This is a genomic window from Myroides sp. C4067 (assembly GCF_038039665.1).
Lineage (GTDB): Bacteria > Bacteroidota > Bacteroidia > Flavobacteriales > Flavobacteriaceae > Flavobacterium > Flavobacterium odoratimimum.
In genome coordinates this window covers 1-23,274 of the sequence record NZ_JBBPHJ010000023.1, presented here as the reverse complement: position 1 = coordinate 23,274, position 23,274 = coordinate 1, and the positions used below count along the sequence as shown (strand labels likewise).

Genomic DNA, 23,274 nt, shown 5'->3' with positions numbered 1-23,274 from the left:
GGCATGAAAAGAAAGGACTTACAACATTTGACTATAAATACCTCAACAGTGAGAACACAGTCAGAAGCATCTGACTTCACTACTGCTGAAGGTATCGATATAAATAAAGTCTACAGTGAAGCTGACTTAGATAAAGTAGAACACATAGGCTTCGGAGCAGGGTTTGCGCCTAACTTACGTGGTCCTTATGCTACCATGTACGTACGCCGCCCATGGACTATACGTCAGTATGCGGGATTCTCTACTGCGGAAGAGAGTAATGCATTCTACAGACGTAACTTGGCTGCTGGACAAAAAGGACTATCTGTAGCCTTCGACTTAGCTACTCACCGTGGGTATGACTCGGATCACGAGCGCGTAGTAGGTGATGTAGGTAAAGCTGGAGTAGCGATAGATAGCGTAGAGGATATGAAGATCTTATTCGATCAGATACCTCTAGGTGAGATGTCTGTATCTATGACGATGAACGGAGCTGTGCTTCCTGTTCTGGCTTTCTACATTGTAGCTGCTATGGAACAAGGAGTAGATAAGAGACTATTGTCAGGTACGATACAGAATGATATTCTAAAAGAGTTTATGGTGCGTAATACATATATCTACCCTCCTACTCCTTCTATGAAGATCATCGCTGACATCTTTGACTACACGAGTACTCATATGCCGAAGTTTAACTCTATCTCTATCTCTGGATATCATATGCAAGAGGCAGGTGCTACAGCAGATATTGAGTTAGCTTATACCTTGGCAGATGGACTAGAATATATCCGTACTGGACTTAATGCTGGTATGAAGATAGATGACTTCGCTCCTCGACTGTCATTCTTCTGGGCGATAGGAATGAACCACTTCATGGAAATCGCTAAGATGCGTGCAGGTCGTATGCTATGGGCTAAGTTGCTAAAACAGTTCGAACCTAAATCTGATAAATCACTAGCTCTGCGTACACACTGTCAGACCTCTGGATGGAGTCTTACAGAGCAAGACCCGTTTAACAATGTGGCTCGTACTGCTATAGAAGCTGCTGCGGCTGCGTTCGGTGGGACACAGTCTCTACACACGAATGCGCTAGATGAGGCTATCGCCTTACCAACAGATTTCTCTGCGCGTATTGCTCGTAATACACAGATATTCTTACAAGAAGAGACTAAAATATGTAAAACAGTAGATCCTTGGGCAGGTAGTTATTATGTAGAGAGTCTTACACAAGAGATCGCTGAGAAAGCGTGGGCGCTGATAGAAGAAGTAGAAGAGTTAGGTGGGATGACTAAGGCTATCGAAGCAGGTATTCCTAAACTTCGTATAGAAGAAGCAGCTGCTCGTAAACAAGCTCGTATTGATAGTGGACAAGATGTTATCGTAGGAGTAAATAAGTATCGTCTTGAAAAAGAAGATCCATTACATATCTTGGAAGTAGATAATCAGACTGTGCGCAAGGCTCAGATAGATCGTCTAAACCATATTAAAGCTACTCGTGATAATACTAAAGTAGCTGAAGCACTAGCTGCATTAACACAATCAGCTAAGACTGGAGAAGGTAACCTACTAGCTCTAGCAGTAGAAGCTGCTACACATAGAGCTACATTAGGAGAGATAAGTGACGCGTTAGAAAGCGTATTCGGAAGATTTAAAGCACAAATCCAATCTGTAAGTGGTGTGTATAGCAAAGAAATAAAAGATGATAAGAGCTTTAAGAAAGCTCGTGAACTAGCTGATAAATTCGCTGAAGTAGAAGGTCGTCGTCCTCGTATTATGATTGCGAAGATGGGGCAAGATGGTCATGACCGTGGAGCTAAGGTAGTTGCTACTGGTTATGCTGACGTTGGATTTGATGTGGATATAGGTCCGTTATTCCAAACGCCTGCAGAAGCTGCTAAACAAGCTGTAGAAAATGATGTACACGCATTAGGAGTTTCTTCTCTAGCTGCAGGTCATAAAACGTTAGTTCCTCAAGTAATAGAGGAGTTAAAGAAATACGGTAGAGATGATATTATGGTTATCGTAGGTGGGGTTATTCCTGCTCAAGATTACCAATTCTTATTCGATGCTGGCGCAGTAGCTGTATTTGGCCCTGGTACTAAAATCAGTGATGCAGCAATTACAATGTTAGAAATACTATTAGGTAATGATATGTAATCATCATATGGTTATAAAAAGTAAAAGCTCTTCAGTGATTCTGAAGAGCTTTTACTTTTTTATAATTCATCCGAATAAAAACTATATTCGTGATAAACAATGGACTTGTATATATCAGTATGACTAAAATTTTATACTGTATTATAGCCAAAATAATTGCAACTATAAATGGAGATAATAATACAGCTATCCACAACCATCTTTTTTTCATTGATACTTTTGCCAGACTATAAACGAGGTACTTTTTGTTAAGTTTATATAGGGTTAGAATAACAACACTTACCACTAATGTAAGCAATAAACAAAAAAGTATACCTGATGCCTCAACAAAGACACTAAGACCAAGTATAAAACTAACGATAACAAGGAAGTAGAATAATAGTACATAAACTACAGCGTAGAATAAGTCTTTCATAAAATAAATATAATACTAGTAGTTAGACTTTACAGTACTAATAGATTGTCTCCCTGATTATCTTCTTTAGAAAAGGCCTTTTATAGTATCTACTACATTATATTCTATCAATACAGATACTAAGCATATCACTACGATAACACTTAAGATATAGATAAACTTAAGCATCCATCCTAAATCTTCCATTACAAACTGTTTTGCTGTAAAAGTATCAGGTCTATCTCTATCGTAAGTAATATCGAACTCTTCTCCTACAGGGTTATAGTCTCGTAGAGCTATGTATTTTTCATTATAAGGGTACTCGAAGTCAGTATCTTCTAGTTCTGGTTTATTCAATTTATACTGCATAGGTTTACCACGCACTATTTTGTTGTCTTTAGTAGTGAACTCTACGATAAGAATCTCTTTTTTCACATCTCCTCTACGGCTAGTAGCTAGGTCTTCATCGAAGTTTAGGTATGATTCATATTGTACTATTTTAGCTGTTGTGGTTATCCCTGCATATTTTAAACGCTGATTAGTGGTGTAGACCTTAATCATTGCTAAAAGTAGTAATACAGGTATAAATAATAATAGATAAATCATATCCTGAATAGCTGCATATATAACTATGACAATCATAATAATTGCTGCAGGATAGTATATTTTTTCAAGTTGTCTGACCATAATAAAGTAATTTACATTACAATTTAATCATTTTTTTATTAATACGAAAAATAGATGCTTAGAAAATAGACTAGTTACTATACATACTGACAATAAAGAGCATTCCTCTACATACAATACAAAAAGAAAAAAGCTTATCAATAGCACTTCGTGTAATAAAAATAAAATAAAGTACCTTTGTATTCATAAATAGATGAAGTATATGACATTCGAAGACTTACAATTAAATAAGAATATATTACGTGCCATAGATGAGCTAGGTTACAAAGAACCTACTCCTATTCAACAAAAAGCAATCCCTTTTATCTTAGCTGAAAAGGATTTGATAGGATGTGCACAAACTGGTACAGGTAAAACAGCTGCCTTTGCAATGCCTATTATTCACTATTTACACAAACTTGGAAATACTAAAAAAGCAAAGAAAGCTAAAGTACTGATCGTAACTCCTACTCGTGAACTAGCTGTTCAGATAGGTGATAACTTCGAAAAGTATGCTAAGTATACAAATGTGACTTATATTACACTATACGGGGGTATGTCTATCAAACCTCAAATAGAACAATTAAACAAAGGAGCAGATGTTATCATTGGTACTCCTGGTCGATTATTAGATCTATACAAACAAAAACATTTAGACTTAGATCATCTACACTTCTTAGTATTAGATGAAGCTGACTTAATGTTAGATATGGGGTTCATTGATGATGTCAAAAAGTTAATACAACTTACTCCTTCTAATAGACAAACCTTATTATTTTCTGCTACGATGCCACTCCCTATTAGAGAGTTAGCTCATGAATTCTTACAAAAACCAGAATATGTAGCAGTAGATCCTATCTCTTCAACGGCACAATCTGTTAAACAAAAAGTATACTTCGTAGAGAAAGGAGACAAGAAAAAGCTATTATACCATATCATCCGTAACGAAAAGTTATCTGATGTACTGGTATTTACTCGTACAAAGGCAGGTGCTGATACTGTAGTAGAATCACTTAAAAAGAATGGCGTCAATGCAGAGCCATTCCATGGAGATATGTCACAAACAGCTAGACAAGCTGCTTTAGATAGCTTTAAAAACAAAGAAACAAAAGTACTAGTAGCTACTGATATAGCTGCTCGTGGTATCGATATAGATAATCTACCTGTTGTAATTAACTACGACTTACCGAATATCCCAGAAACCTTTGTACACCGTATCGGGCGTACTGGTAGAGCTGGTAATGATGGAGTAGCTATCTCTTTCTGTGATAAATCTGAGAAGACTTATTGGGAGGCTATTTGTAAGTTCGGTAGATTACAACCAAAGATTGTTACGGATCATCCTTTCCCTTGGAAAGAGACTACCACTAAAGATGGTCAAACTCCTAAAAAAGATTACAGAAAAAAACCTGGACAAAACAATTCTCGTAAATCAGAAAACTCTAAAAAGAATAAAAAACGTTGGTATTAGTACTAACGTTTTTTGCTTTATATTTGATCTTAACAATTGCTATTATACAACTATGAAAAAGATCTTTAAATACACTTTCTACTTAGCACTACTCGCCTTATTCCTTATATGGTTTGCAAACTATAGAGTAACTAATACTACCAAAGAACAACTGTATAGCTCTGTAAATGAAATACCTCACAACAAAGTGGGTATGGTACTCGGAACTACTAAGTTGCTTGCTAGTGGTTATGTAAACTACTACTTCACCTATAGAATAGAAGCTACAGCAGCTCTCTATAAAGCAGGCAAAATAGATTATATCGTAGTAAGTGGTGACCACAGTCGCAATGACTATAACGAACCTAAAGATATGGAACAAGCCCTAATAGAACAGGGTGTTCCTAAAGAAAAGATATACCTAGATTATGCAGGACTACGTACATTAGACTCTGTCTATCGAATGCAAGCTATCTTTGGACAAGATAGTTTTACAATTATCTCTCAACCCTTTCACAATGAAAGAGCTGTCTACATAGCTAACCATCTTGATCTTAAAACAGTTGCTTATAACGCACAAGATGTCTCTCGTAACTTTGGTTTTAAAACCATGCTTAGAGAAAAGTTCGCTAGAGTAAAGGTATTATTAGATAACCTAATCAACAAAAAGCCTAAACACCTAGGAGCTCCTGTTCAAATAGGAGAAGGTATAATACAAGAAAGAGCTCAAGATAAATAACCTTGAGCTCTTTCTATAAAAACAAAGTCCCTGAAAGATCAGGGACTTTGTGCGCAAAAAAATATTAACAAAATACTCGAATGTTAATTAATTTGTCTAATTAACATACCTGGGTAAATGTTCTTAGCGTTACCAGAGAATGAAGTAGCTTTAATCTTTTGTACTTCACCTGCATTATTTGCAGCATTCTCAGCTTGTTCTACATCAGCTTCAAATCGGTTATCCCATATTTTATTTTTCTCAGCTTTAATAACTGTAACTCTTTTATATTTTGTAACCTTAGTTTCTGGATCTTCTGTTTTCTCTAATACTTCAAATTTATCACCAGCCTCTACATCTTCTTTCATACCAATGAATGCTGTAATTTCAGACTCAGTTGTAGCAAGAGGAGTTTTAGTACGGAAAGGCTCATATTTCTTCTGTAATTTAGCAATTACATTATCAATAGAACGAACAGCTGCACGCTCTACCAATTCTTTTTCAGAAACTTTAGAGAAAGTAGTAGATTGAATATCTGCCCAAGCAGTTTCTGTTCCTACTAATTTTAATTTAAATAATCCTGATTTGATAAACTGATCAGCGCTGTTTGCATTGTAGTATTTTGTATAGAATGTAGCTGCAGCTTCTTCAGTCCAATCTAATTGGAATAAGAATGCTGTTGCTTTAACTACATATCCTTTACCTGCTACAGAAGCTCCTGATTGTACAGCAGAGTTAGTAGTTGCAGCTGCTTTACCTCCAATTAATCCAGTAACAGCAGCAGTCGTAGCTGACAATTGTCTAGCCATTTCTTCTTTACTGATATAGTTAAAACGTACTCCTACTACGAATGTATTAGAAATTAAGTTCTCTCCTGCATCTTCTAACATTGCTTTACCTCTAGTTGATTTATCAGCAATATCTTTATCAAATACAGAAGCATTGTATAATCCACGTTCTTTGATCAACTCCATATTATAAGGAGATTGAGTAGACGCATCATATTTACCTGCATTAAACCATTTAGCAACTAACTTATCTCCAACATTATTCTGAGCTAAGAACTTGATAAATTGAGCTGTTACTTTATCAGTACTAGTAGTATCTACCACACCTGCAGTGTTATCACTAGCTACACTCTTACCGAATTTACCTAGAGACTTACCTAATCCTCCTTTTTTCTTACCAGAGTCTTCTTTTCCTCCAACAGCAGCAATCTCTGCTTCTGTTACTGGATATTGACTAGGTTTAAAAGAACGTAAAGACTTATCTAAGTTATGGTCATTAAACTTCTCTGGAAGAGGTGTTTTAAAGAATGTCTCTTTAATGATTTGTCCTTTTAAGTTCCCATTTCCATTAATACCGTGGTCATCCACGATGATAGTATATAATGAACTACGCATATAGTCATCAGCTACTTGTTTTTTATCTTGAGCAAAAGCTGCAATTGATGATACTACTAATGAAGCAGTAATCATAAATGTTATTTTATTCATATTAGTATTTTTTTTTGAGTATTATCTTCTTAAGACAACATAAGTGTCTCCTTTTCTTTTAGCAAATGCAGTACCAACAGCTTTCCATGCCTCGATTCTTTGTTGCTCTAAACTTACTGCATCATTGTACATTTTAATTTCAAAGTCTAGATCAGCTTTTACCTGTGCCTTCATCTCGCGTTGTAAAGCTATCGCAGCTGAATAACACTTAGATTCTGGGAAAATAGTTACTAAGTATTGACCAGCTTCATGTGCTCCATAAGCATCTTGCTGTGCATTCCATGCAGCCTTAGCCTTATTAAAGTTTTCCATACAAGCATGATCTACATACAACTGATAAACTTTTTCAGCAGCTTTCATACCTGCATCATAACCTTTACTACACTCTGGAATCGCTGTTAATAAAAACATCGCTTCTTCAAAGTTTTTTTGGTTAGCTAAGCTTTCTGCTTTCTTGATTATAGTAGTATAATTCCCATCATAGTATGCTATAATCTTCTTCTTACTATCTTCTATAAAAGCAACTACATCTTTATTCTTTGCATTTAGCTTTTTAAATGCATTGATATAAGCCTTAGTTTCACTCTCACCGACTCCTTTTAAGTTTACTGAAGTTGATGCAAATACCTTTTGCCCAAAAGAATCACCAATAAACAAATTCATCTCTAAGTCTAATACAAAAGATCTGGGTGGGCCAGGTAGTATATTCTTTTCTACTACATTAAACTCAGGTGTAATAGCAAACTGAGCATAACCATCTGAAGAACCTAATCCATTAGCTGCAACTATACTTTTTAACTTAGTCTTTAGTTGCCCCTCGGCTCCAGAGTACAAACCATCTGTCTGCTCTGGTATAGAAGCCATTAATGATATCTCACATTTATCCGTTTGTCCATACGTAAACAAACTTGTGAATAACAATAAGGCTACAGATACTTTTCCTATAACTCTATTCATTGTACTTCTTATTTCTCTCCGATGACTAAAGCAGCTCTTCCTAATCCTCTGTTGATTAATTTAGCTTCTAAATTATATGGTGCTTTCTTTAAGAAAGTTCTTAACTCACGAGCAAAACCATCGGTGTCCTGAGCCATACCATTAGCTTTATAAAGAGGAATACGTACACTCTCATATAAAGTCATTGTCTCTGTAGCATCTGCTTTACTAAAACGGTGATTAACTGTTTTCTCTGCTAACCAGTTATCAATAACCTCTGTTAACTCAGTTCCATCAAACTCAGTTTCTAAATCAACACCTGATCCATTGTCAAATACTAAAATATCTAGTGTTACCTCTCTTCCGTTTGTTAATAAGTCATCGAAGTGAGCTTGTAACTGATTAACGAAACTGTCCATATTCACTAATACAGCTTCTTCTAATAACACAGCTACATCAGCTGAGAAAGATGGTGCTCCAGTACCTTGAGCACCTGCTACTTGTTTACTTGTATAAGCATCTAAAGCTCTTAAGTTATAAGTAATAGACTTCTTAGGTCCTGTAGCATTGATAGTCCAATCTACCTCTAATATAATATCAGACTTAGCTGTACGTCTTACTCTATCTAATGGGCTTTCTGCTAATGCTGCACCAGAAGCTTTACTTGTAATCAAGTTATTCTCAGCATTAGTTTTATTAATAGCTTTCATCGTTGCAGATAAGTCTTTAAGAGGGAATCCTCTATCTGCCATTAGAATATTAATCTTAGAAATTACATTCATCAAATCAGAATGTAAAAGTGCTAATTTATAATCTGGAATATATTCTTCTACCCCTTGGTTATAATATACTTCCATTACTCTATTCTTTGTACACCATGAGTCAGAAGGAACCACCATTAAAGATGGTTTCTTAGCTTGTGCAAACATTCCTACACTCAAAAGGCATAGACAAATAGTCAAAAATTTATTTTTCATAGCTTTTTATTTTTACAATTTTATCTTTTTCAAGTTTTTTAATTATCTCTTTGCGAGCTACAGTTACCTCTACACTATAAGATTCATAACTGATTCCGTGTTTAACCACATTACTTTGAAATGCTGCTCTCTTTACAGAGGTATACTTTCTATTCTTACCTCCTTTTTTAAAGAATTTGTCGAAGTACTTTTTATACTTCTCTTCAGCATTAGGCTCAGTTACGATAGGTTTTACAGAACACTCTCTTTTATCCGTTACGATTCCCTGAAACATTACTGTTTTTATAGCCATCTCTTTAGCTTCAGCGATAGCCGCACTCCTATTCTTACCAGTAGCATATACTTGTACTACTTCATTACCGTACATATCTGCACTCACACACTCTACTGTCTTACCAGTATAGAAGCTAGCCATAGTATTAGTAGGCTTGCTTTTACACGACAGAACTAAGAGTATTAGAGATAGTACGGATAACCGAATTACTTTATTGATCATCCTATTATTTTTTTAATTAGTAGTACCAGCGTACATATAAGTTGATTAGAATCCAGCAGATAAACTCTTAACGATACCTGCTACTTCTAAGTCTTTACGTAATAAATCTTTAGATACAGATACCACATATCCTACTTTGTATTCTTTTTTACTTACCTTGATTACTTCTGGAACTGAAGAAGAAATAGAAGCATATTTTAAATAAGGACTTTCTTTACCAAAGAAAGTATTGAAGTAATCTGCTTTTTCATGTTGAACTGAAGCATCTTTTATAAGAGGACGTTGAGAAACACACCCTACTCCATTCGCTGCAAAACCACGAAACAAAACTCCGTGTACAGCATTTTTCTTAGCCTCTTCATTAGGAATCACAGCCTTATTACTGTACGTCCATATCTTTACTAAGAATGTTCCTTCACTTCCTGTACCTGCACACTCAATATCATATTTCCATTGAGCTGCTTCTTTTTTAGGACTAGAAGCGAAACTTATATGAGCAGAGAAAGTTAATACTGCACATACTAAAACAAGTAGATATCTATTCATTTTTCAAAACTTTATGTTATACAAATATTTTATCGTGTATTTTTAACACAAATTTAGATCATATAAATAAATAAAATTCAAAAAACACTTATACTATTCAAACACATCGTGCCAAAGTCAATAAAACCATAAATAAATGGGTGAAAGAATATTTTTTATGAGGCAACCATACTACTATTCAACTCTTTGCTAGTATTAATCAACTATTTTACACAAAACAAATTAGAAGCATACCTACTTGATATTTGATTTACTTCATTTTGTTATGATAGCGACCTATCACAAAAATCTCAATACTGACTAATCTCCTTATCACACCTTTACATTTTGTACATTTTTTACATATCTCTTAAACGAAAATACCCCCTTAACAAACAAACCGTTTATTAAGGGGGTATTTCTAACATGTTGTATTATAAAAACAGTATTACAGCTTATCTTTTTGTCTCTTAAGTGTCGCTTTCTGTTGTTTATATTCCGCTTTTCTATTATTCTTTGCTATCTTTCTTTTAGAATCATTGTCCTTATAGATGATTTCGATATTTTTAATATCTCTTTCATACTCTATCTCTAACATATCTAACTGGTGCTCTATATCATTCTTATAGCTTTTATTTTGATACTTATGATGAGATGCCTTATCCCACTTCACCTTCTGAGAGTCATTAAGGATAATATAAATATCCTGTCTAAAACTCCTTGCTAACTCTCTCTTTTTTAAACCTTTTTCTCTACCTGACAGTGAACGGTCACGTCCTATCGCTTCAAACTCTCTACCGATAGTACGCTTTCGTTCTATAATCTTAGTCCTTTGACTTTCTGTTAGTTTGTAATACTCTCCTTTATCTAATAACTCCGAAGCACTTACTTCATAATCTGTCTGTTTACTATTCTTAGGTGATTGCGCATATATACTAGTAAAGACTAGCAATGCTCCTAATACTAAAACTCGTCTCATAGCTCATTTTTTTAAAATTAAAAAATGACCTCTATCTCTATAAAGATCATTAGTCAAATAAAACAATTCGCATACAAGGTGACAAACATAAAGAGTTAATTCACATAAAATATGTACTTACACTAAGAGAACCTATATTATCCATCATATAATCTCGTGATTCGCCCAATAATAAAGTAATTCTATAATCATATAAAGAAAATCCCCTTCTCCATATCAAATGAAGAAGGGGATACTATAATAAATATAATTATACTCTTACTAAATTAGGTAAATAAATACCATAACTGCGCTACGACAAAACACACAATAACTCCAAAAAGAACTGGTAATAATGAAGCTATAGTAGTCCACTTCACACTATTCGTTTCTTTATATATCGTATATATCGTAGTACTACATGGATTGTGCAGTAAACTGAACAACATCAAGTTCACTCCTGTCAATGTAGTCCACCCTGCCATGTGCAAGATAGTCGCTATCTCTCCATCCGATACCTCAAACATCACACCAGCGCCTTCACCGATAGAAGCATCTCCTAATACCATAGCAGTCAACATTAATACCGTAGGAATAACAATCTCATTAGCAGGAATAGCTACGATATAAGCTAATAGAATAACTCCATTTAACCCTAAGAAGATACCGATAGGATCTAAACCTTGTATAGTCCATAATGCTATACTCTTATCTCCTATATCAATATTACAGATCAACCAAATAACTGCTCCTGCAGGTGCTGCAAATACAATAGCTCTCCATAATACAATAAGTGTTCTATCAATTAATGATGTATAGATCGTCTGTAATACTCTCGGCGGTCTATAAGGAGGCAATTCTAAGGTAAAGAAAGAAGCCTGCCCTTTTAGCATAGTCTTAGACAGCATCCATGAAGTAAAGAATGTAAATCCTATTCCTAATACCACGATTCCCACTACTGCAAGCGTAGAGATAGTATTAGACAAATACGATGGTACTAAGGCTCCGATAAAGATACTTGCCATCAATATCTGTGTAGGCCAACGACCATTACACAGCGAAAAGTTATTCGTAATGATAGCGATTAGCTTTTCTCGAGGACTATTAATAATACGAGTAGAGACCACTCCAGCAGCATTACATCCGAATCCCATACTCATTGTCAAAGCTTGCTTACCATGTGCTCCTGCCCCTTTAAAAAGTCGATCTAGGTTAAATGCTACTCTTGGTAGATACCCAAAATCTTCTAATAAGGTAAACAGAGGGAAGAATATAGCCATAGGTGGTAACATTACTGCTATAACCCAAGCTGTAGCTAGATATACTCCATCTACTAAAAACCCTGATAACCACCATGGAAAATGAAGACTCTCTGCTCCACTCTTTAATATAGGATATAACTCTTCTAATAACAATGTTGATAATGCACTAGATGGATAGTTAGACCCGATAATAGTCAGCCATAGAATACCTCCAAGCATCAATAACATAATAGGAAAGCCAAATCGCTTACTCGTCACTACATTATCGATCATTCGATCTACTCTGAACGCGCGCTGATTCATATCTGATTTTACAGTGCTCTTCACTGTCTTCGATACTTGAGTGAAGATAGCCCCAGCCACATTATCAGAATAGTCTAATCCTAGCTTCTCATGATAATGAGCTGCTAACGTTATCACCTCTTTTATATTTTCATTATTGACTTTAGTAGATAACGTTTGGTTCACTAAAGCGGACTGAATAGTAGTATCTTGTTGTATCAATCTCATCGCTAGCCATGACGGACTAGGCAAATCCGCATCTATAGCTAATAACTTAGAAGCTACCTGCTGTACTGCCTCACGAGATTCTCCAGATATACCAGATATTGTCTTATGCTCAGGCACATATTTACCTGTTGCTACTTGATCTATTGCTACTAATAAGTCTGTAATACCTTCTTTTCTTCTTGCAGAAGTAGGGATCACAGGTACTCCTAGATCACGAGATAACCCTCTCACGTCTATTTCTACACCATGGCGCTGAGCCTCATCCATCAGATTCAGACACACCACCACCTTATTCGTAATCTCCTGTATCTGTACTACTAAGCTAAGATGACGTTCTAGTCGACCAGCATCTACCACTACTACAGTGACATTAGGGCGACCAAATAAAATAAAATCTCGTGCTACCTCTTCATCTTCAGAAGTAGACATCAGTGAGTAAGTACCCGGAAGGTCGATTATCTTATACTTACTATCCTTAAACTGAAAGTTTCCTTCTGCACGTGTAACTGTTTTTCCTGGCCAGTTTCCAGTATGTTGTTTTAGACCAGTAAGAGCATTGAAGATTGTGCTCTTACCTGTATTTGGATTTCCTGCTAGAGCGATAGTATAATCAAACTTACCAGATGACTCCCCTAGTTTTTTTAATTCTGCTGTTGCATTAAGATCACAAATATCACAGGCTGATTGCGCCATAATTTTTTTCCCTTCTTTTATAATTTAATTAGCTAAAGTCACTAATACCATCTCTGCATCCTCTTTTCTCAACGAAATGATAGTATTATAGATAGAATAAGCTACAGGATCCTTTAGTGGGCTGATATTATGGATATATATTTCAGCACCAGGAACAAACCCTAAGTCTAAGAAACGCTGATGTACCTCCACAGGACATCCTCGCTTTATACCTTGTATAGTAGCTTTTTCTCCTTTAGCTAGTTCTGATAAATTCATTACAATTTTCTTTAGATGTGTAAAATTACAAAATTAGACAAGCCTAACAATTAATTTAGTGTTAAAACCTCTATATAAAAACATTCTAATTTAAGGTTATGAGTCTATTTATAAGCTAGAAAGCCAATACAGCTATCATAAACAAGCCTTTCATACTATCTTATTATAATACAATTTATTACTCTACCATTATACACATCATTACAAAGCTACTTTATATTCTACCATACTTATAGGGTAATGATCGCATAGTGGTCGCATTAAAAATAGCCAAAACTATGCGACCATTATGCGACCACAAGCCGACCACTATGCGACCACTGCCTGAAAAATAGGGTCACGTCCTACTATAGCTGTACAGATCTTGTTTATAATCCTGCTTTTAACTGTACACTTGTTTTTATAATCTTATGATCTACAAAACAACCTATATAAAGTTAGGATAAAGTATATTATTACTTACTAATCTCAATGTATCTATGCTCTAAAAAAACTTTTCTAAACGAGACAACGTGTATCTCAGACTTAAATCCATAAAAAAAGAGTAATTGGTATGAATTACTAATTACTCTTCTATGATTAACTTTTAAAAATTGTACTACTATACAGCCTTAAATGCATTCTCAAAAGGTACACGGTGTACTAAACTTCTACCTAAGGTCACTTCATCTGCATACTCTAACTCATCCCCTACTGCTATACCTCTAGCGATAGTAGAGGTGATGACACCCGTATCTTTTATCTGTTTATAGATATAAAAGTTGGTCGTATCTCCCTCCATAGTAGAACTCAACGCAAAGATGATTTCTTTTACCTCCCCTGCTTTTACCTTTTCTACTAGAGATTGAATATTTAACTGGCTAGGTCCGATACCATCTATAGGAGAAATCTTACCTCCTAGCACATGGTATATTCCTTTAAATATCTGAGTATTCTCTAACGCCATTACATCGCGTACATCTTCTACGACACATATCGTCTGGTGATCGCGTGCTTCGTTAGCACAGATATCACATAGCTCTGTATCTGATATATTAAAACAACTCTTGCAGAAGATAATATCTTTTCTAAGCTTTAATAGGGCTTCTGCTAAGTGTAGAGTTTGTTCCTCTGGTTGTTTTAATATATGTAACATTAGTCGTAATGCGGTACGCTTACCTATCCCAGGCAATTGTGATACTTCTTCGACTGCTTTTTCTAATAATTTTGAAGGAAATTCCATAACTGCAAAGATAAAAAATAAACTAATAAATAACTCTACTCCTCTAAACTACTACTAGACTTATGCACTCGCCCTATTCTATAATTGATAGCTGTAAAAGCAATAGTTGATATTTCTAAAAAAGAATTACTTTTGGATTCTAAGCATATAAAACAATTAACTTATTATGACTCCAATAACCATTATCACGATTATTATTATCTACTTCGGAATACTGATAGGTATATCTCATTATATCAGTAAAAAAGATAGTAGTAATGACGCATTCTTTAGTGCTAATAAAAATGCTAAATGGTATTTAGTCGCTTTTGGGATGATAGGGACAGCCTTATCAGGGGTAACCTTTATATCCGTGCCAGGAGAAGTAGGCTCTCCTAACGGTGAACAGTTTAAGTATTTTCAATTTGTTTTAGGTAATGCTGTCGGTTTTCTATTAACTGCCTCTGTTTTACTTCCTTTATATTATAAGTATAACTTAGTCTCTATCTATACCTATATAGAGAAGAAGCTTGGGCATTATAGTTATAAGTCTGCGGCTTCTATATTTTTGTTGAGTAGAACGATTGGTTCTGCATTTAGACTATACCTAGTCGTTATCGTATTACAGCGCTATGTATTCGATTATTTCGGAGTACCTTTCTTTGCTACGGTACTGATCGCCCTATTACTGATCTATGCTTATACTTATAAAGGTGGGTTAAAAACCATTATCGTTACAGATACGTTACAGACCTTCTTCTTAATTGCCTCTGTTATCTTTACCATTATTTTTATCTGTCACAGTCTAGACCTTTCGGCCGTAGAAGCCTTCGAAACCATAAAAAACAGCAATTATTCTAAGATATTCTTCTTTGAGGATTTCATCTCTTCTAGATACCATTTCTTAAAGCAATTTATAGGAGGAATATTTGTAACACTAGCGATGGTAGGATTAGATCAAGATCTTATGCAGAAAAATCTAAGTTGTAAAAACATCAAAGAAGCACAAAAGAATATGTATTCTTTCACAGCCATCTTTGTGGTGATTAACCTATTCTTCTTAGGTGTAGGAGCATTATTATACATCTACGCAGAGAAGAACGGCATCCAAGTACCACTAGATCTAGCTACTGGTAAGCCTAGAACAGATTTACTATTCCCAGAGATTGCTTTTAACTATCTAAATATAGTACCTGCTATCATATTCTTATTAGGGTTGACAGCGGCTACATTTGCTACTACAGACTCTGCTCTGACGGCATTGACTACCTCATTCTGTATAGACTTCTTGCACATGGATAAGAAGAAAGACGATGCGTCTAATGTATGGAAGAGAAAGGTAGTACACCTAGTGTTCTCTTTATTAATGTTCTTAGTGATTATATTATTCAATACTATTAACGATGCCTCTGTAGTAAGTATGATTTTCAAGATAGCCTCTTATACATACGGACCACTATTAGGTCTGTTTGCCTTCGCCATTCTATTTAATAATAGAACTGTCAAAGATAAGTTAGTACCTATTATATGTATACTAGCGCCGTTTTTAACGTTATGGTTGAGTAACAACTCTGCTACTTTATTAGGTGGATATGTTTTTGACAATGAGCTAATACTTGTCAATGGATTAATCACAGTACTATTATTACTCTCCACTAGTCAAAGCAAAGCATTAAATAAAATAAATTAAAACAATAAAGGTCTTATGCATTCATAAGACCTTTATTGTTTTATCCCTAGAACTGCTCTGTACGTAGTAATACTAATGTACAGGCTTCTTCAGACTTAATACCAGCATCAGATAGTTTCTGAACAAACTCATTATTCTCCGTACCTGGATTAAAGATTACACGTCTAGGCTTTAGTTTTATAATCTCATCGTAGTACTCTACTTGCCTTGCAGGATTAAGATATAAGGTCACTGTATCGATATCTTCTCCTGTGTACCATTTAGTATGGATATTGACATCCTCTACCATTCCTTCTCTTAGTCCATGGGCTATTACCTCATGTCCATATTCTCTAAGCATCTTTATTGCTTTATTAGAATACCTTTCTTCTTTTAAAGAAGCACCTACAACTAATGTTTTCATAATTTTTATATTTTTAACAGATTAATCACACAAATACATAAATTAAACCATAGATATATCAAAACATATTATATTTAGAAGCTAATCTACTTAGTTTAATAAATTATATTTTATAAATTTAGCTAATATTTAAACTTTTTTTACAACAAAAAGTATATAAATGATAAAAGTCATATTTCAGATATAAATTTAACAGTAATTTTACTCTAGAAATTTAAAATCTCAATTATGAAAAAGTTACTACTTTCAATTTTAGGAGCTGCATTATTCGTAAGCGGTTCTACATTCGCACAAGAAACGACTAGTGCACCTGAGAAACAAGATTATAAATGGCAAATGCGTCTACGTGGAGTAGGTGTTATTCCTCATAACAGAGCAGATATCGGAATCATCGGTGGACAAATCGATGTAAATAACAACTTTATCCCAGAATTAGATTTCACTTACTTCTTCACAGAAAACTTAGCTGCTGAGTTAATCTTAGGTACTACTAGACATACTGTAGGAACTATTGGGTCAAGTTTAGACAACCCAATTACTCAAGGGCCTAGCACAGCTAACGTAGATTTAGGAAGTGTATACTTATTACCTCCTACATTAATGTTCCAATACCACCACAAATTTGGTGAAGTATTTAAACCTTATGTTGGGGTTGGGGTAAACTACACTATTTTCTATAACGAAAAATCTGGTGTAGCGAAAGATATAAAATATGACAACAAATTTGGTTGGGGTTACCAATTCGGTTTTGATATTGATTTAACAGAGAAATTCTTTATCAACGTTGACTTCAAAAAGTTATTCTTAAAAACAGATGTTACTGTTGATGCTACTAACTTAGTGGCTCCAGGTGTAACAGGTGTTGATCAGTTAAATATTCCTGCAAAAGTAAAATTAGATCCAATGTTAATTGGTTTTGGTGTAGGAATGCGTTTTTAATTATTTAATGAGACATTTTTTTTTACCAGCCTTCTATGTACTGCATAGGAGGCTGGTTTTTTATTGTCTATTATTTAACCGACCTTTGCAACTTTATTGAAAACAATAAGATATGCAAACTACAATCAGTTTTAAAGAAATTAATAAACTAGCTATACCCGCTATTTTTGCAGGGGTATCAGAGTCCTTAATTTCTCTAACTGACATCGCCATCATCGGTAATGTAAAGGAAAATAGTGTAGAGGCATTAGGTGCTGTAGGCTTAGTAGGTTCTTTTCTATCTGCGATAATATGGATCGTAGCACAAACTAAAACTTCTATATCTGCTACCGTATCTCAACATCTAGGAGCCAATAGAATATTCGCTGTAAAGACCCTAGTACCACAGGCTATATTGTTTAACTTTTGTCTTAGTGTTCTGCTATTCATATTCACTACTTTCTTCGTACACGAAATCTTTATCGCTTATAATGCAGAAGGCTTATTACTAACCTATGCTAAAGAATATTACTTAATACGTGCTTGGGGATTTCCGCTTACTCTAATTACCTTCGCTCTATATGGGGTTTTTAGGGGATTACAGAATACAATGTGGGCAATGAAATGTAGCTTAACTGGAGCTATTATCAATGTTGTATTAACGTACTACTTTGTCTTTGGTATAGAGGGGATATTGCCCGCTATGCATATCAAAGGGGCAGCTTATGCTAGTGTGATTGCACAGACGATTATGTTACTTATGGCATTCTATTACTTCTTTAAACATACTCCTTTTAACCTAAGAGTAAGAAGAACGATTAACCCTTCGCTAAAGCCATTAATCATTATGAGCTTTAACTTCATTATTCGTACTGCAACACTTAATGTAGCCATATATTTAGCTAATGCTTATGCCACAGGTTATGGCAAGAGTTACATCGCGGCACAAAGTATACTGATGAATATCTGGTTATTCTTCTCTTTCTTTATAGATGGCTATGCAAGTGCTGGTAATGCTATGTCTGGAAAGCTAGCAGGTGAAAAAAACTACCAAACCATGTGGTCACTCTCTAAAAGTATCAGTAAATACGCTATTATTATTTCTCTGATATTAATAGCTATCTGTGCAGCATTTTATAAGCCAATTGGCTTACTATTCAATCAAGATCCAGAAGTTATCAAGGTATTTATAAGCGTGTTTTGGCTAGTCCTATTTATGCAACCTATCAATTCTCTCGCTTATATCTTTGACGGCATCTTTAAAGGTATGGGAGATGCTAAAGTACTTCGCAATAATTTACTGTTTGCCACCTTCTGTGGATTCATTCCTACCCTCTTACTGTTTGATTACTTAGATTTCAAATTATACAGTGTGTGGATTGCTTTCGGAGTGTGGATGTGCTGTAGAAGCTTCCCTTTAATGTACTTATTTAAAAAGAATTACGTAGATAAGTAAGCAATGCAACAGCATTGCAAACATGGCTTGACATTATTTATAATGATTATAAGGTGGTACATTTGCTTTAAACAAAAACAAAAAATCATCAAATTATGTGTCAAGAACATTCAAATCATAATCACTCGCATAACCATAGTGATCATAATCATGGACACGACCATGATCATGACCACAGCCACGGAGGAGAAAACACGAAGCTCTTTGTTGGCTTCAGTTTAGTTATGTTACTTATAGGAGTCTTTCTTGCTAATATTATAAAAGCAGATTGGTTTATCAACAATAATACACTGAGGTTATCTTGGTATATCGTCGCTTATCTACCAGTAGCATTCCCTGTTCTAAAAGAAGCTGTGAAGTTAGGAGGCAAAGGAGATTTCTTTAATGAGTTCTCGTTAATGGGAGTAGCTACGTTAGGAGCTTTCTTTATAGGTGAATACCCTGAAGGAGTAGCTGTAATGATATTCTATACCATCGGTGAAATATTCCAAGAGAGCGCTGTAAATAAAGCTAAAGGTAATATCAAGGCTCTACTAGACATACGTCCTAATGAAGCAACAGTATTTAGAAACAATGAATACACTGTTGTCAATCCTGAACAAGTAAGTATCGGAGAGATTATCCAAGTAAAAGTAGGTGAAAAGATTCCATTAGATGGAGAGTTATTAACGGATAAAGGTAGCTTTAATACTTCTGCCTTAACAGGTGAAAGTAAGCCAAGTACTTACGAGAAAGGAGAAACTGTTCTTACAGGGATGATTAACTTACAGAATGTAATCGAGGTTAAAACAACAAAGTTATATCAAGATAGTTCTCTTGCTAAAATCCTTCAAATGGTACAGGAAGCAAGTGCTCGTAAGGCTACAACTGAACTTTATATTAGAAAATTCGCTAAGGTATATACTCCTATCGTATTCTTTCTAGCTGTTGCTTTGACGATTATCCCTTATTTTGTATTAGGAGAAGGATATGAGTTTAAAACATGGTTAGAGCGTGCGCTAGTATTCTTAGTAATTTCTTGTCCTTGCGCTTTAGTAATCTCCGTTCCATTAGGATACTTTGGAGGAATAGGGGCTGCTTCTAGAAACGGTATCTTGTTTAAAGGATCAAATTACTTAGAACTAATGGCTAAATTAGACATCGTAGTAATGGATAAAACAGGGACACTAACAGAAGGAGTATTCAAAGTTCAAAAAGTAGAAACTACTGTTGAACAAACTGAATTCGTTAATATTGTGTCTGCTATTGAAAAACAATCTACACACCCTATTGCGAAGGCAATTGTAGAAGCTTATCCTACTTCCAAAACTGCAGAAGAGGTACATGAGATATCTGGAAAAGGATTAATGGGTAAAGTAGATGGCAAAGAAGTACTAGTTGGTAATACAGCTCTTTTAAAGCACTATAACATTAATTACCCAACGGAGATAGACGATATAGTAGAAAGTATCGTTATCGTTGCTATAAATAAAGAATACAGTGGATATATAACAATTGCTGATCAGATTAAAGTTGACTCTAAGGATGCAATCAAGCTGATGAAATCTCTTGGAGTGAAGAAAACTGTAATGCTAAGCGGTGATAAAAATACTATCACTCAAAAAGTAGCCAAAGAAACCAATATAGATCTAGCATTAGGAGGTTTGCTACCTGAAGGTAAGGTAGAGCAAGTAGAAAAGCTTAAAAAAGAACATCCGAATATGTCAATCGCATTCGTAGGAGATGGAATAAATGATGCACCTGTACTTGCGCTAAGTGATGTAGGTATTGCAATGGGAGGATTAGGAAGTGATGCAGCTATAGAAACAGCTGATGTCGTGATACAGACTGATCAACCTTCTAAGATTGCGACTGCAATGCATATAGGTAAGGAAACACGTAAAATAGTCATTCAGAATATTACACTAGCCTTAGTGGTTAAAGTCATAGTACTTATACTAGGTGCAGGTGGAATAGCTACGATGTGGGAAGCTGTATTCGCAGATGTAGGAGTTGCCTTACTAGCAATCCTTAATGCTGTAAGAATTCAAAAGATGAAGTTTATATAACCTTAATACAAACAAAAATCCCGATAGTAATCGGGATTTTTTTATTCTTGTTCCTTAAACTGATTTAAGGTATCTTCTATCTGTTTTAAGTATTGTCCATATAGTTTTTTAATCCAATACTTGACTAGCATTAAAGTTAAAGTAAAAAAAATCACAAATACTATAATAAATATTTTATTCATAAATAGATCAGAATAACTATCATTTTTTGCTCCAACAAAAAGAGGAATAAATACACAAACAAATGGTAATAGTGAATAACAAAAATTCTCGTACAGTTGAATGTACATCCGTACACTAAAATAAACCTCATACAAACTATCTCTAGAATTCATTGCAAAAGATTCTGAAGTACGATAAAACAAATACATTTTGACTAAAAAATAAATCGTAATAACAGCAAATAGAAAATATATGACATAATAGAAGTGTAAACTTTCAACTGATAAGGAATATCCTAACGGCATAAAAGCCAAAACCAATATACTTAATCCCTGTGCCCAAATGTCTTTTACAACATTCTTTCTAATTTTTTCTAATGGTAGACGACTTGCTGTAACATCTATTTTTTTTGAACCAACTTTTACATTAGAGGTATCTTGTTCTTGCCACGATTTTTTTAAATCATCTAAATTCATAGCCTTGATTTTTAATAATTTCTTGTAATTTACTTTTAGTTCTATTCAACTTCACCCTAGCATTTCCCTCAGAAATACCAAGATTACTACCTATCTCTTGATGAGAGAATCCTTCTAAATACAGAAATATCAGTGCCTTCTCTACGTCATTTAATAAATAGATAGCTCTGTACAAATATTCTACTTGGCTTTCTACAACCATGTCAACTTCACTTGATTGTATACTCTTCATTTTCTCATCAAAAGCTTCATTACGTTCAACTACTTGCTTAGCTTTCTTAAAATAAGTAATAGCTGTATTTAAAGCCACTCTATACATCCAAGTAGAGAATTGACTTTGCCCTTGAAAACGAGTATAAGACTTCCACAATTGTAAAACAATTTCTTGATACAAATCGTTTTGATCCTCTTGGTTATCCATATACATCTTAGATACTTTATATAAAATACCTTTATGCTTTTCAATTTGATCTAGAAAGGTTCGTTCTAAAATCTTGCTCACATTAACTAATTATAAACAGCTTTTACTTGATATCCTTCTTTTTCTAATAACTTCAGAACTCCATACTCTCCACCAAGATGTGCACTTCCTACTGCAAATACTGTTGACTTCTCCTTCATTATTTCTGGCATCTTAGCTACCCATTTAATATTTCTATTATCTAATAAGTCTTTCTTAAACTCAATTGGTACAAACTTAGGGTCTGTTCCAAACTCATACAATGCTTCAATATCCTCATCTAAGAAAGATTGCTTCATCTCGTTATAATTCTCCTTATATGCGTTAACTTCTTTAAATTGATTGACCAATTCTTTAGGAGAATACATACTTTCCATCACTTTCTGTTGATCAATGAAATATTCTAAACCAATTATTGATTTATTAGCTTGCAATGCTTTCTCAAAAAGTTCTAAATCATATCCTTTAACTTCACATGACACTAACTTAGACATCATTAATCCAACTAAAGCTATAGTTGAAAAGTTATTTACTTGCTCTAGTTCTAAATTATATTCTTCCTTCAGAATAGCCCCAAACACAGCTAACTCTTCCTGGGACAATTGAGAAGATAAAGATTGCTCTGAAACAAACATTTTTTGCATATATGCCAATTCAACAGGATCACTAAAGTTAACCTCTAAAGCTAATTGCTCTGCGCTATCTAAAGCTTTTTGAACTTTGTCACTAATAATTAATTCATCCTTACACAAAATGTGAAATGTACCTAAAACATAAGAAGGCTTGTTCAAGCCCTTTCCAGAAACTTCCCATAATAAGCTTTTCCCTGATACATTAATATCTTGAGCAATACACTGAAAACTAACTAAAACAAATAATAAAAGAAAAGAAAATACACGCTTCATAATTATGTAGTATTTATAGGGTTATAATGGATCAACGTTAAAAGTTGGGGAGGAAAGTGTAAAATAATATCTTTGTGCTATGA

At 34.5% G+C, this 23,274-nt stretch carries 21 protein-coding genes; 7 read left to right on the top strand and 14 right to left on the bottom strand.

Annotation, left to right across the window (positions count from 1 at the left end):
- Nucleotides 1-3: 3 nt before the first annotated feature.
- Nucleotides 4-2,133, top strand: a complete 2,130-nt coding sequence (scpA, locus tag AABL87_RS14170) for a methylmalonyl-CoA mutase (RefSeq protein ID WP_016649853.1) — start codon at nucleotides 4-6, stop codon at nucleotides 2,131-2,133.
- Between the two features lie 481 nt (nucleotides 2,134-2,614).
- On the opposite strand, the gene AABL87_RS14165 is transcribed toward scpA, so the two are convergent.
- Complete coding sequence (locus AABL87_RS14165; protein WP_006257152.1) at nucleotides 2,615-3,214, bottom strand: hypothetical protein; 600 nt, start codon at nucleotides 3,212-3,214, stop codon at nucleotides 2,615-2,617.
- A gap of 202 nt (nucleotides 3,215-3,416) precedes the next feature.
- Here AABL87_RS14165 and AABL87_RS14160 point away from each other — a divergent pair, with 202 nt between their 5' ends.
- The gene (locus AABL87_RS14160) at nucleotides 3,417-4,664 is read left to right on the top strand and encodes a DEAD/DEAH box helicase (protein WP_006262909.1); all 1,248 of its coding nucleotides are present in this window, start codon (nucleotides 3,417-3,419) and stop codon (nucleotides 4,662-4,664) included.
- Between the two features lie 52 nt (nucleotides 4,665-4,716).
- On the top strand, nucleotides 4,717-5,382 hold the full coding sequence (locus AABL87_RS14155; RefSeq protein ID WP_006262908.1) for a SanA/YdcF family protein: 666 nt from the start codon (nucleotides 4,717-4,719) through the stop codon (nucleotides 5,380-5,382).
- 83 nt (nucleotides 5,383-5,465) lie between these two features.
- On the opposite strand, the gene AABL87_RS14150 is transcribed toward AABL87_RS14155, so the two are convergent.
- From AABL87_RS14150 to recR, 9 genes are all read right to left on the bottom strand, one after another.
- Nucleotides 5,466-6,857 (bottom strand): hypothetical protein, encoded by a 1,392-nt coding sequence (locus tag AABL87_RS14150; protein ID WP_006257155.1) that lies wholly within the window; start codon nucleotides 6,855-6,857, stop codon nucleotides 5,466-5,468.
- Nucleotides 6,858-6,878: 21 nt separating this feature from the next.
- Complete coding sequence (locus tag AABL87_RS14145) at nucleotides 6,879-7,814, bottom strand: hypothetical protein (RefSeq protein ID WP_016649854.1); 936 nt, start codon at nucleotides 7,812-7,814, stop codon at nucleotides 6,879-6,881.
- 8 nt (nucleotides 7,815-7,822) lie between these two features.
- Nucleotides 7,823-8,770: a DUF6175 family protein gene (locus AABL87_RS14140; RefSeq protein WP_006266410.1), complete on the bottom strand. Its 948-nt coding sequence runs from the start codon at nucleotides 8,768-8,770 to the stop codon at nucleotides 7,823-7,825.
- Entirely contained in the window at nucleotides 8,760-9,266 is a 507-nt protein-coding gene (locus tag AABL87_RS14135; protein WP_341277524.1) for a hypothetical protein, read from the bottom strand. The genes AABL87_RS14140 and AABL87_RS14135 overlap by 11 nt, the downstream gene beginning before the upstream one ends.
- 45 nt (nucleotides 9,267-9,311) lie before the next feature.
- Nucleotides 9,312-9,812 (bottom strand): hypothetical protein, encoded by a 501-nt coding sequence (locus AABL87_RS14130; protein ID WP_006266408.1) that lies wholly within the window; start codon nucleotides 9,810-9,812, stop codon nucleotides 9,312-9,314.
- A gap of 427 nt (nucleotides 9,813-10,239) precedes the next feature.
- On the bottom strand, nucleotides 10,240-10,770 hold the full coding sequence (locus AABL87_RS14125) for a hypothetical protein (protein WP_341277523.1): 531 nt from the start codon (nucleotides 10,768-10,770) through the stop codon (nucleotides 10,240-10,242).
- Between the two features lie 266 nt (nucleotides 10,771-11,036).
- Nucleotides 11,037-13,214 carry a ferrous iron transport protein B gene (feoB, locus tag AABL87_RS14120; RefSeq protein WP_006257161.1) on the bottom strand — a complete coding sequence of 726 codons (2,178 nt, stop codon included), beginning with the start codon at nucleotides 13,212-13,214 and terminating at the stop codon, nucleotides 11,037-11,039.
- Nucleotides 13,215-13,238: 24 nt separating this feature from the next.
- Nucleotides 13,239-13,472 carry a FeoA family protein gene (locus AABL87_RS14115; RefSeq protein WP_006257162.1) on the bottom strand — a complete coding sequence of 78 codons (234 nt, stop codon included), beginning with the start codon at nucleotides 13,470-13,472 and terminating at the stop codon, nucleotides 13,239-13,241.
- Nucleotides 13,473-14,073: 601 nt separating this feature from the next.
- A complete protein-coding gene (recR, locus tag AABL87_RS14110) occupies nucleotides 14,074-14,694 on the bottom strand; it encodes a recombination mediator RecR (RefSeq protein ID WP_006257163.1) in 621 nt (206 codons plus the stop codon).
- Nucleotides 14,695-14,860: 166 nt separating this feature from the next.
- On the opposite strand from recR, the gene AABL87_RS14105 reads away from it, so the two are divergent.
- Nucleotides 14,861-16,363, top strand: a complete 1,503-nt coding sequence (locus tag AABL87_RS14105; protein WP_341277522.1) for a sodium:solute symporter — start codon at nucleotides 14,861-14,863, stop codon at nucleotides 16,361-16,363.
- Between the two features lie 46 nt (nucleotides 16,364-16,409).
- Here the strand turns inward: AABL87_RS14105 and AABL87_RS14100 are convergent, their stop codons facing one another.
- Nucleotides 16,410-16,766 (bottom strand): CoA-binding protein, encoded by a 357-nt coding sequence (locus tag AABL87_RS14100; protein ID WP_006257165.1) that lies wholly within the window; start codon nucleotides 16,764-16,766, stop codon nucleotides 16,410-16,412.
- 228 nt (nucleotides 16,767-16,994) lie between these two features.
- On the opposite strand from AABL87_RS14100, the gene AABL87_RS14095 reads away from it, so the two are divergent.
- The 3 genes from AABL87_RS14095 to AABL87_RS14085 all read left to right on the top strand — a co-directional run bounded on the left by AABL87_RS14095 (nucleotide 16,995) and on the right by AABL87_RS14085 (nucleotide 21,188).
- Nucleotides 16,995-17,705 (top strand): OmpW/AlkL family protein, encoded by a 711-nt coding sequence (locus AABL87_RS14095; RefSeq protein WP_006257166.1) that lies wholly within the window; start codon nucleotides 16,995-16,997, stop codon nucleotides 17,703-17,705.
- A 112-nt stretch (nucleotides 17,706-17,817) separates the two neighbouring features.
- Nucleotides 17,818-19,140 (top strand): MATE family efflux transporter, encoded by a 1,323-nt coding sequence (locus AABL87_RS14090; RefSeq protein ID WP_341277521.1) that lies wholly within the window; start codon nucleotides 17,818-17,820, stop codon nucleotides 19,138-19,140.
- A gap of 95 nt (nucleotides 19,141-19,235) precedes the next feature.
- A complete protein-coding gene (locus AABL87_RS14085; RefSeq protein ID WP_341277520.1) occupies nucleotides 19,236-21,188 on the top strand; it encodes a heavy metal translocating P-type ATPase in 1,953 nt (650 codons plus the stop codon).
- Nucleotides 21,189-21,229: 41 nt separating this feature from the next.
- Here the strand turns inward: AABL87_RS14085 and AABL87_RS14080 are convergent, their stop codons facing one another.
- The 3 genes from AABL87_RS14080 to AABL87_RS14070 all read right to left on the bottom strand — a co-directional run bounded on the left by AABL87_RS14080 (nucleotide 21,230) and on the right by AABL87_RS14070 (nucleotide 23,191).
- Nucleotides 21,230-21,826 carry a hypothetical protein gene (locus AABL87_RS14080; protein WP_341277519.1) on the bottom strand — a complete coding sequence of 199 codons (597 nt, stop codon included), beginning with the start codon at nucleotides 21,824-21,826 and terminating at the stop codon, nucleotides 21,230-21,232.
- Entirely contained in the window at nucleotides 21,813-22,253 is a 441-nt protein-coding gene (locus tag AABL87_RS14075; protein WP_006266403.1) for an RNA polymerase sigma factor, read from the bottom strand. Before AABL87_RS14075 ends, AABL87_RS14080 begins: the two co-directional genes overlap by 14 nt.
- Before the next feature lie 80 nt (nucleotides 22,254-22,333).
- Nucleotides 22,334-23,191, bottom strand: a complete 858-nt coding sequence (locus AABL87_RS14070; protein ID WP_341277518.1) for a TraB/GumN family protein — start codon at nucleotides 23,189-23,191, stop codon at nucleotides 22,334-22,336.
- Nucleotides 23,192-23,274 lie beyond the last annotated feature (83 nt).

Excerpts from the sequence above, each read along its gene's own strand:
- scpA (WP_016649853.1), top strand. The coding sequence starts at position 4 with ATGAAAAGAAAGGACTTACAACATTTGACTATAAATACCTCAACAGTG.
- AABL87_RS14165 (WP_006257152.1), bottom strand. The coding sequence starts at position 3,214 with ATGGTCAGACAACTTGAAAAAATATACTATCCTGCAGCAATTATTATG.
- AABL87_RS14160 (WP_006262909.1), top strand. The coding sequence starts at position 3,417 with ATGACATTCGAAGACTTACAATTAAATAAGAATATATTACGTGCCATA.
- AABL87_RS14155 (WP_006262908.1), top strand. The coding sequence starts at position 4,717 with ATGAAAAAGATCTTTAAATACACTTTCTACTTAGCACTACTCGCCTTA.
- AABL87_RS14150 (WP_006257155.1), bottom strand. The coding sequence starts at position 6,857 with ATGAATAAAATAACATTTATGATTACTGCTTCATTAGTAGTATCATCA.
- AABL87_RS14145 (WP_016649854.1), bottom strand. The coding sequence starts at position 7,814 with ATGAATAGAGTTATAGGAAAAGTATCTGTAGCCTTATTGTTATTCACA.
- AABL87_RS14140 (WP_006266410.1), bottom strand. The coding sequence starts at position 8,770 with ATGAAAAATAAATTTTTGACTATTTGTCTATGCCTTTTGAGTGTAGGA.
- AABL87_RS14135 (WP_341277524.1), bottom strand. The coding sequence starts at position 9,266 with ATGATCAATAAAGTAATTCGGTTATCCGTACTATCTCTAATACTCTTA.
- AABL87_RS14130 (WP_006266408.1), bottom strand. The coding sequence starts at position 9,812 with ATGAATAGATATCTACTTGTTTTAGTATGTGCAGTATTAACTTTCTCT.
- AABL87_RS14125 (WP_341277523.1), bottom strand. The coding sequence starts at position 10,770 with ATGAGACGAGTTTTAGTATTAGGAGCATTGCTAGTCTTTACTAGTATA.
- feoB (WP_006257161.1), bottom strand. The coding sequence starts at position 13,214 with ATGGCGCAATCAGCCTGTGATATTTGTGATCTTAATGCAACAGCAGAA.
- AABL87_RS14115 (WP_006257162.1), bottom strand. The coding sequence starts at position 13,472 with ATGAATTTATCAGAACTAGCTAAAGGAGAAAAAGCTACTATACAAGGT.
- recR (WP_006257163.1), bottom strand. The coding sequence starts at position 14,694 with ATGGAATTTCCTTCAAAATTATTAGAAAAAGCAGTCGAAGAAGTATCA.
- AABL87_RS14105 (WP_341277522.1), top strand. The coding sequence starts at position 14,861 with ATGACTCCAATAACCATTATCACGATTATTATTATCTACTTCGGAATA.
- AABL87_RS14100 (WP_006257165.1), bottom strand. The coding sequence starts at position 16,766 with ATGAAAACATTAGTTGTAGGTGCTTCTTTAAAAGAAGAAAGGTATTCT.
- AABL87_RS14095 (WP_006257166.1), top strand. The coding sequence starts at position 16,995 with ATGAAAAAGTTACTACTTTCAATTTTAGGAGCTGCATTATTCGTAAGC.
- AABL87_RS14090 (WP_341277521.1), top strand. The coding sequence starts at position 17,818 with ATGCAAACTACAATCAGTTTTAAAGAAATTAATAAACTAGCTATACCC.
- AABL87_RS14085 (WP_341277520.1), top strand. The coding sequence starts at position 19,236 with ATGTGTCAAGAACATTCAAATCATAATCACTCGCATAACCATAGTGAT.
- AABL87_RS14080 (WP_341277519.1), bottom strand. The coding sequence starts at position 21,826 with ATGAATTTAGATGATTTAAAAAAATCGTGGCAAGAACAAGATACCTCT.
- AABL87_RS14075 (WP_006266403.1), bottom strand. The coding sequence starts at position 22,253 with ATGTATATGGATAACCAAGAGGATCAAAACGATTTGTATCAAGAAATT.
- AABL87_RS14070 (WP_341277518.1), bottom strand. The coding sequence starts at position 23,191 with ATGAAGCGTGTATTTTCTTTTCTTTTATTATTTGTTTTAGTTAGTTTT.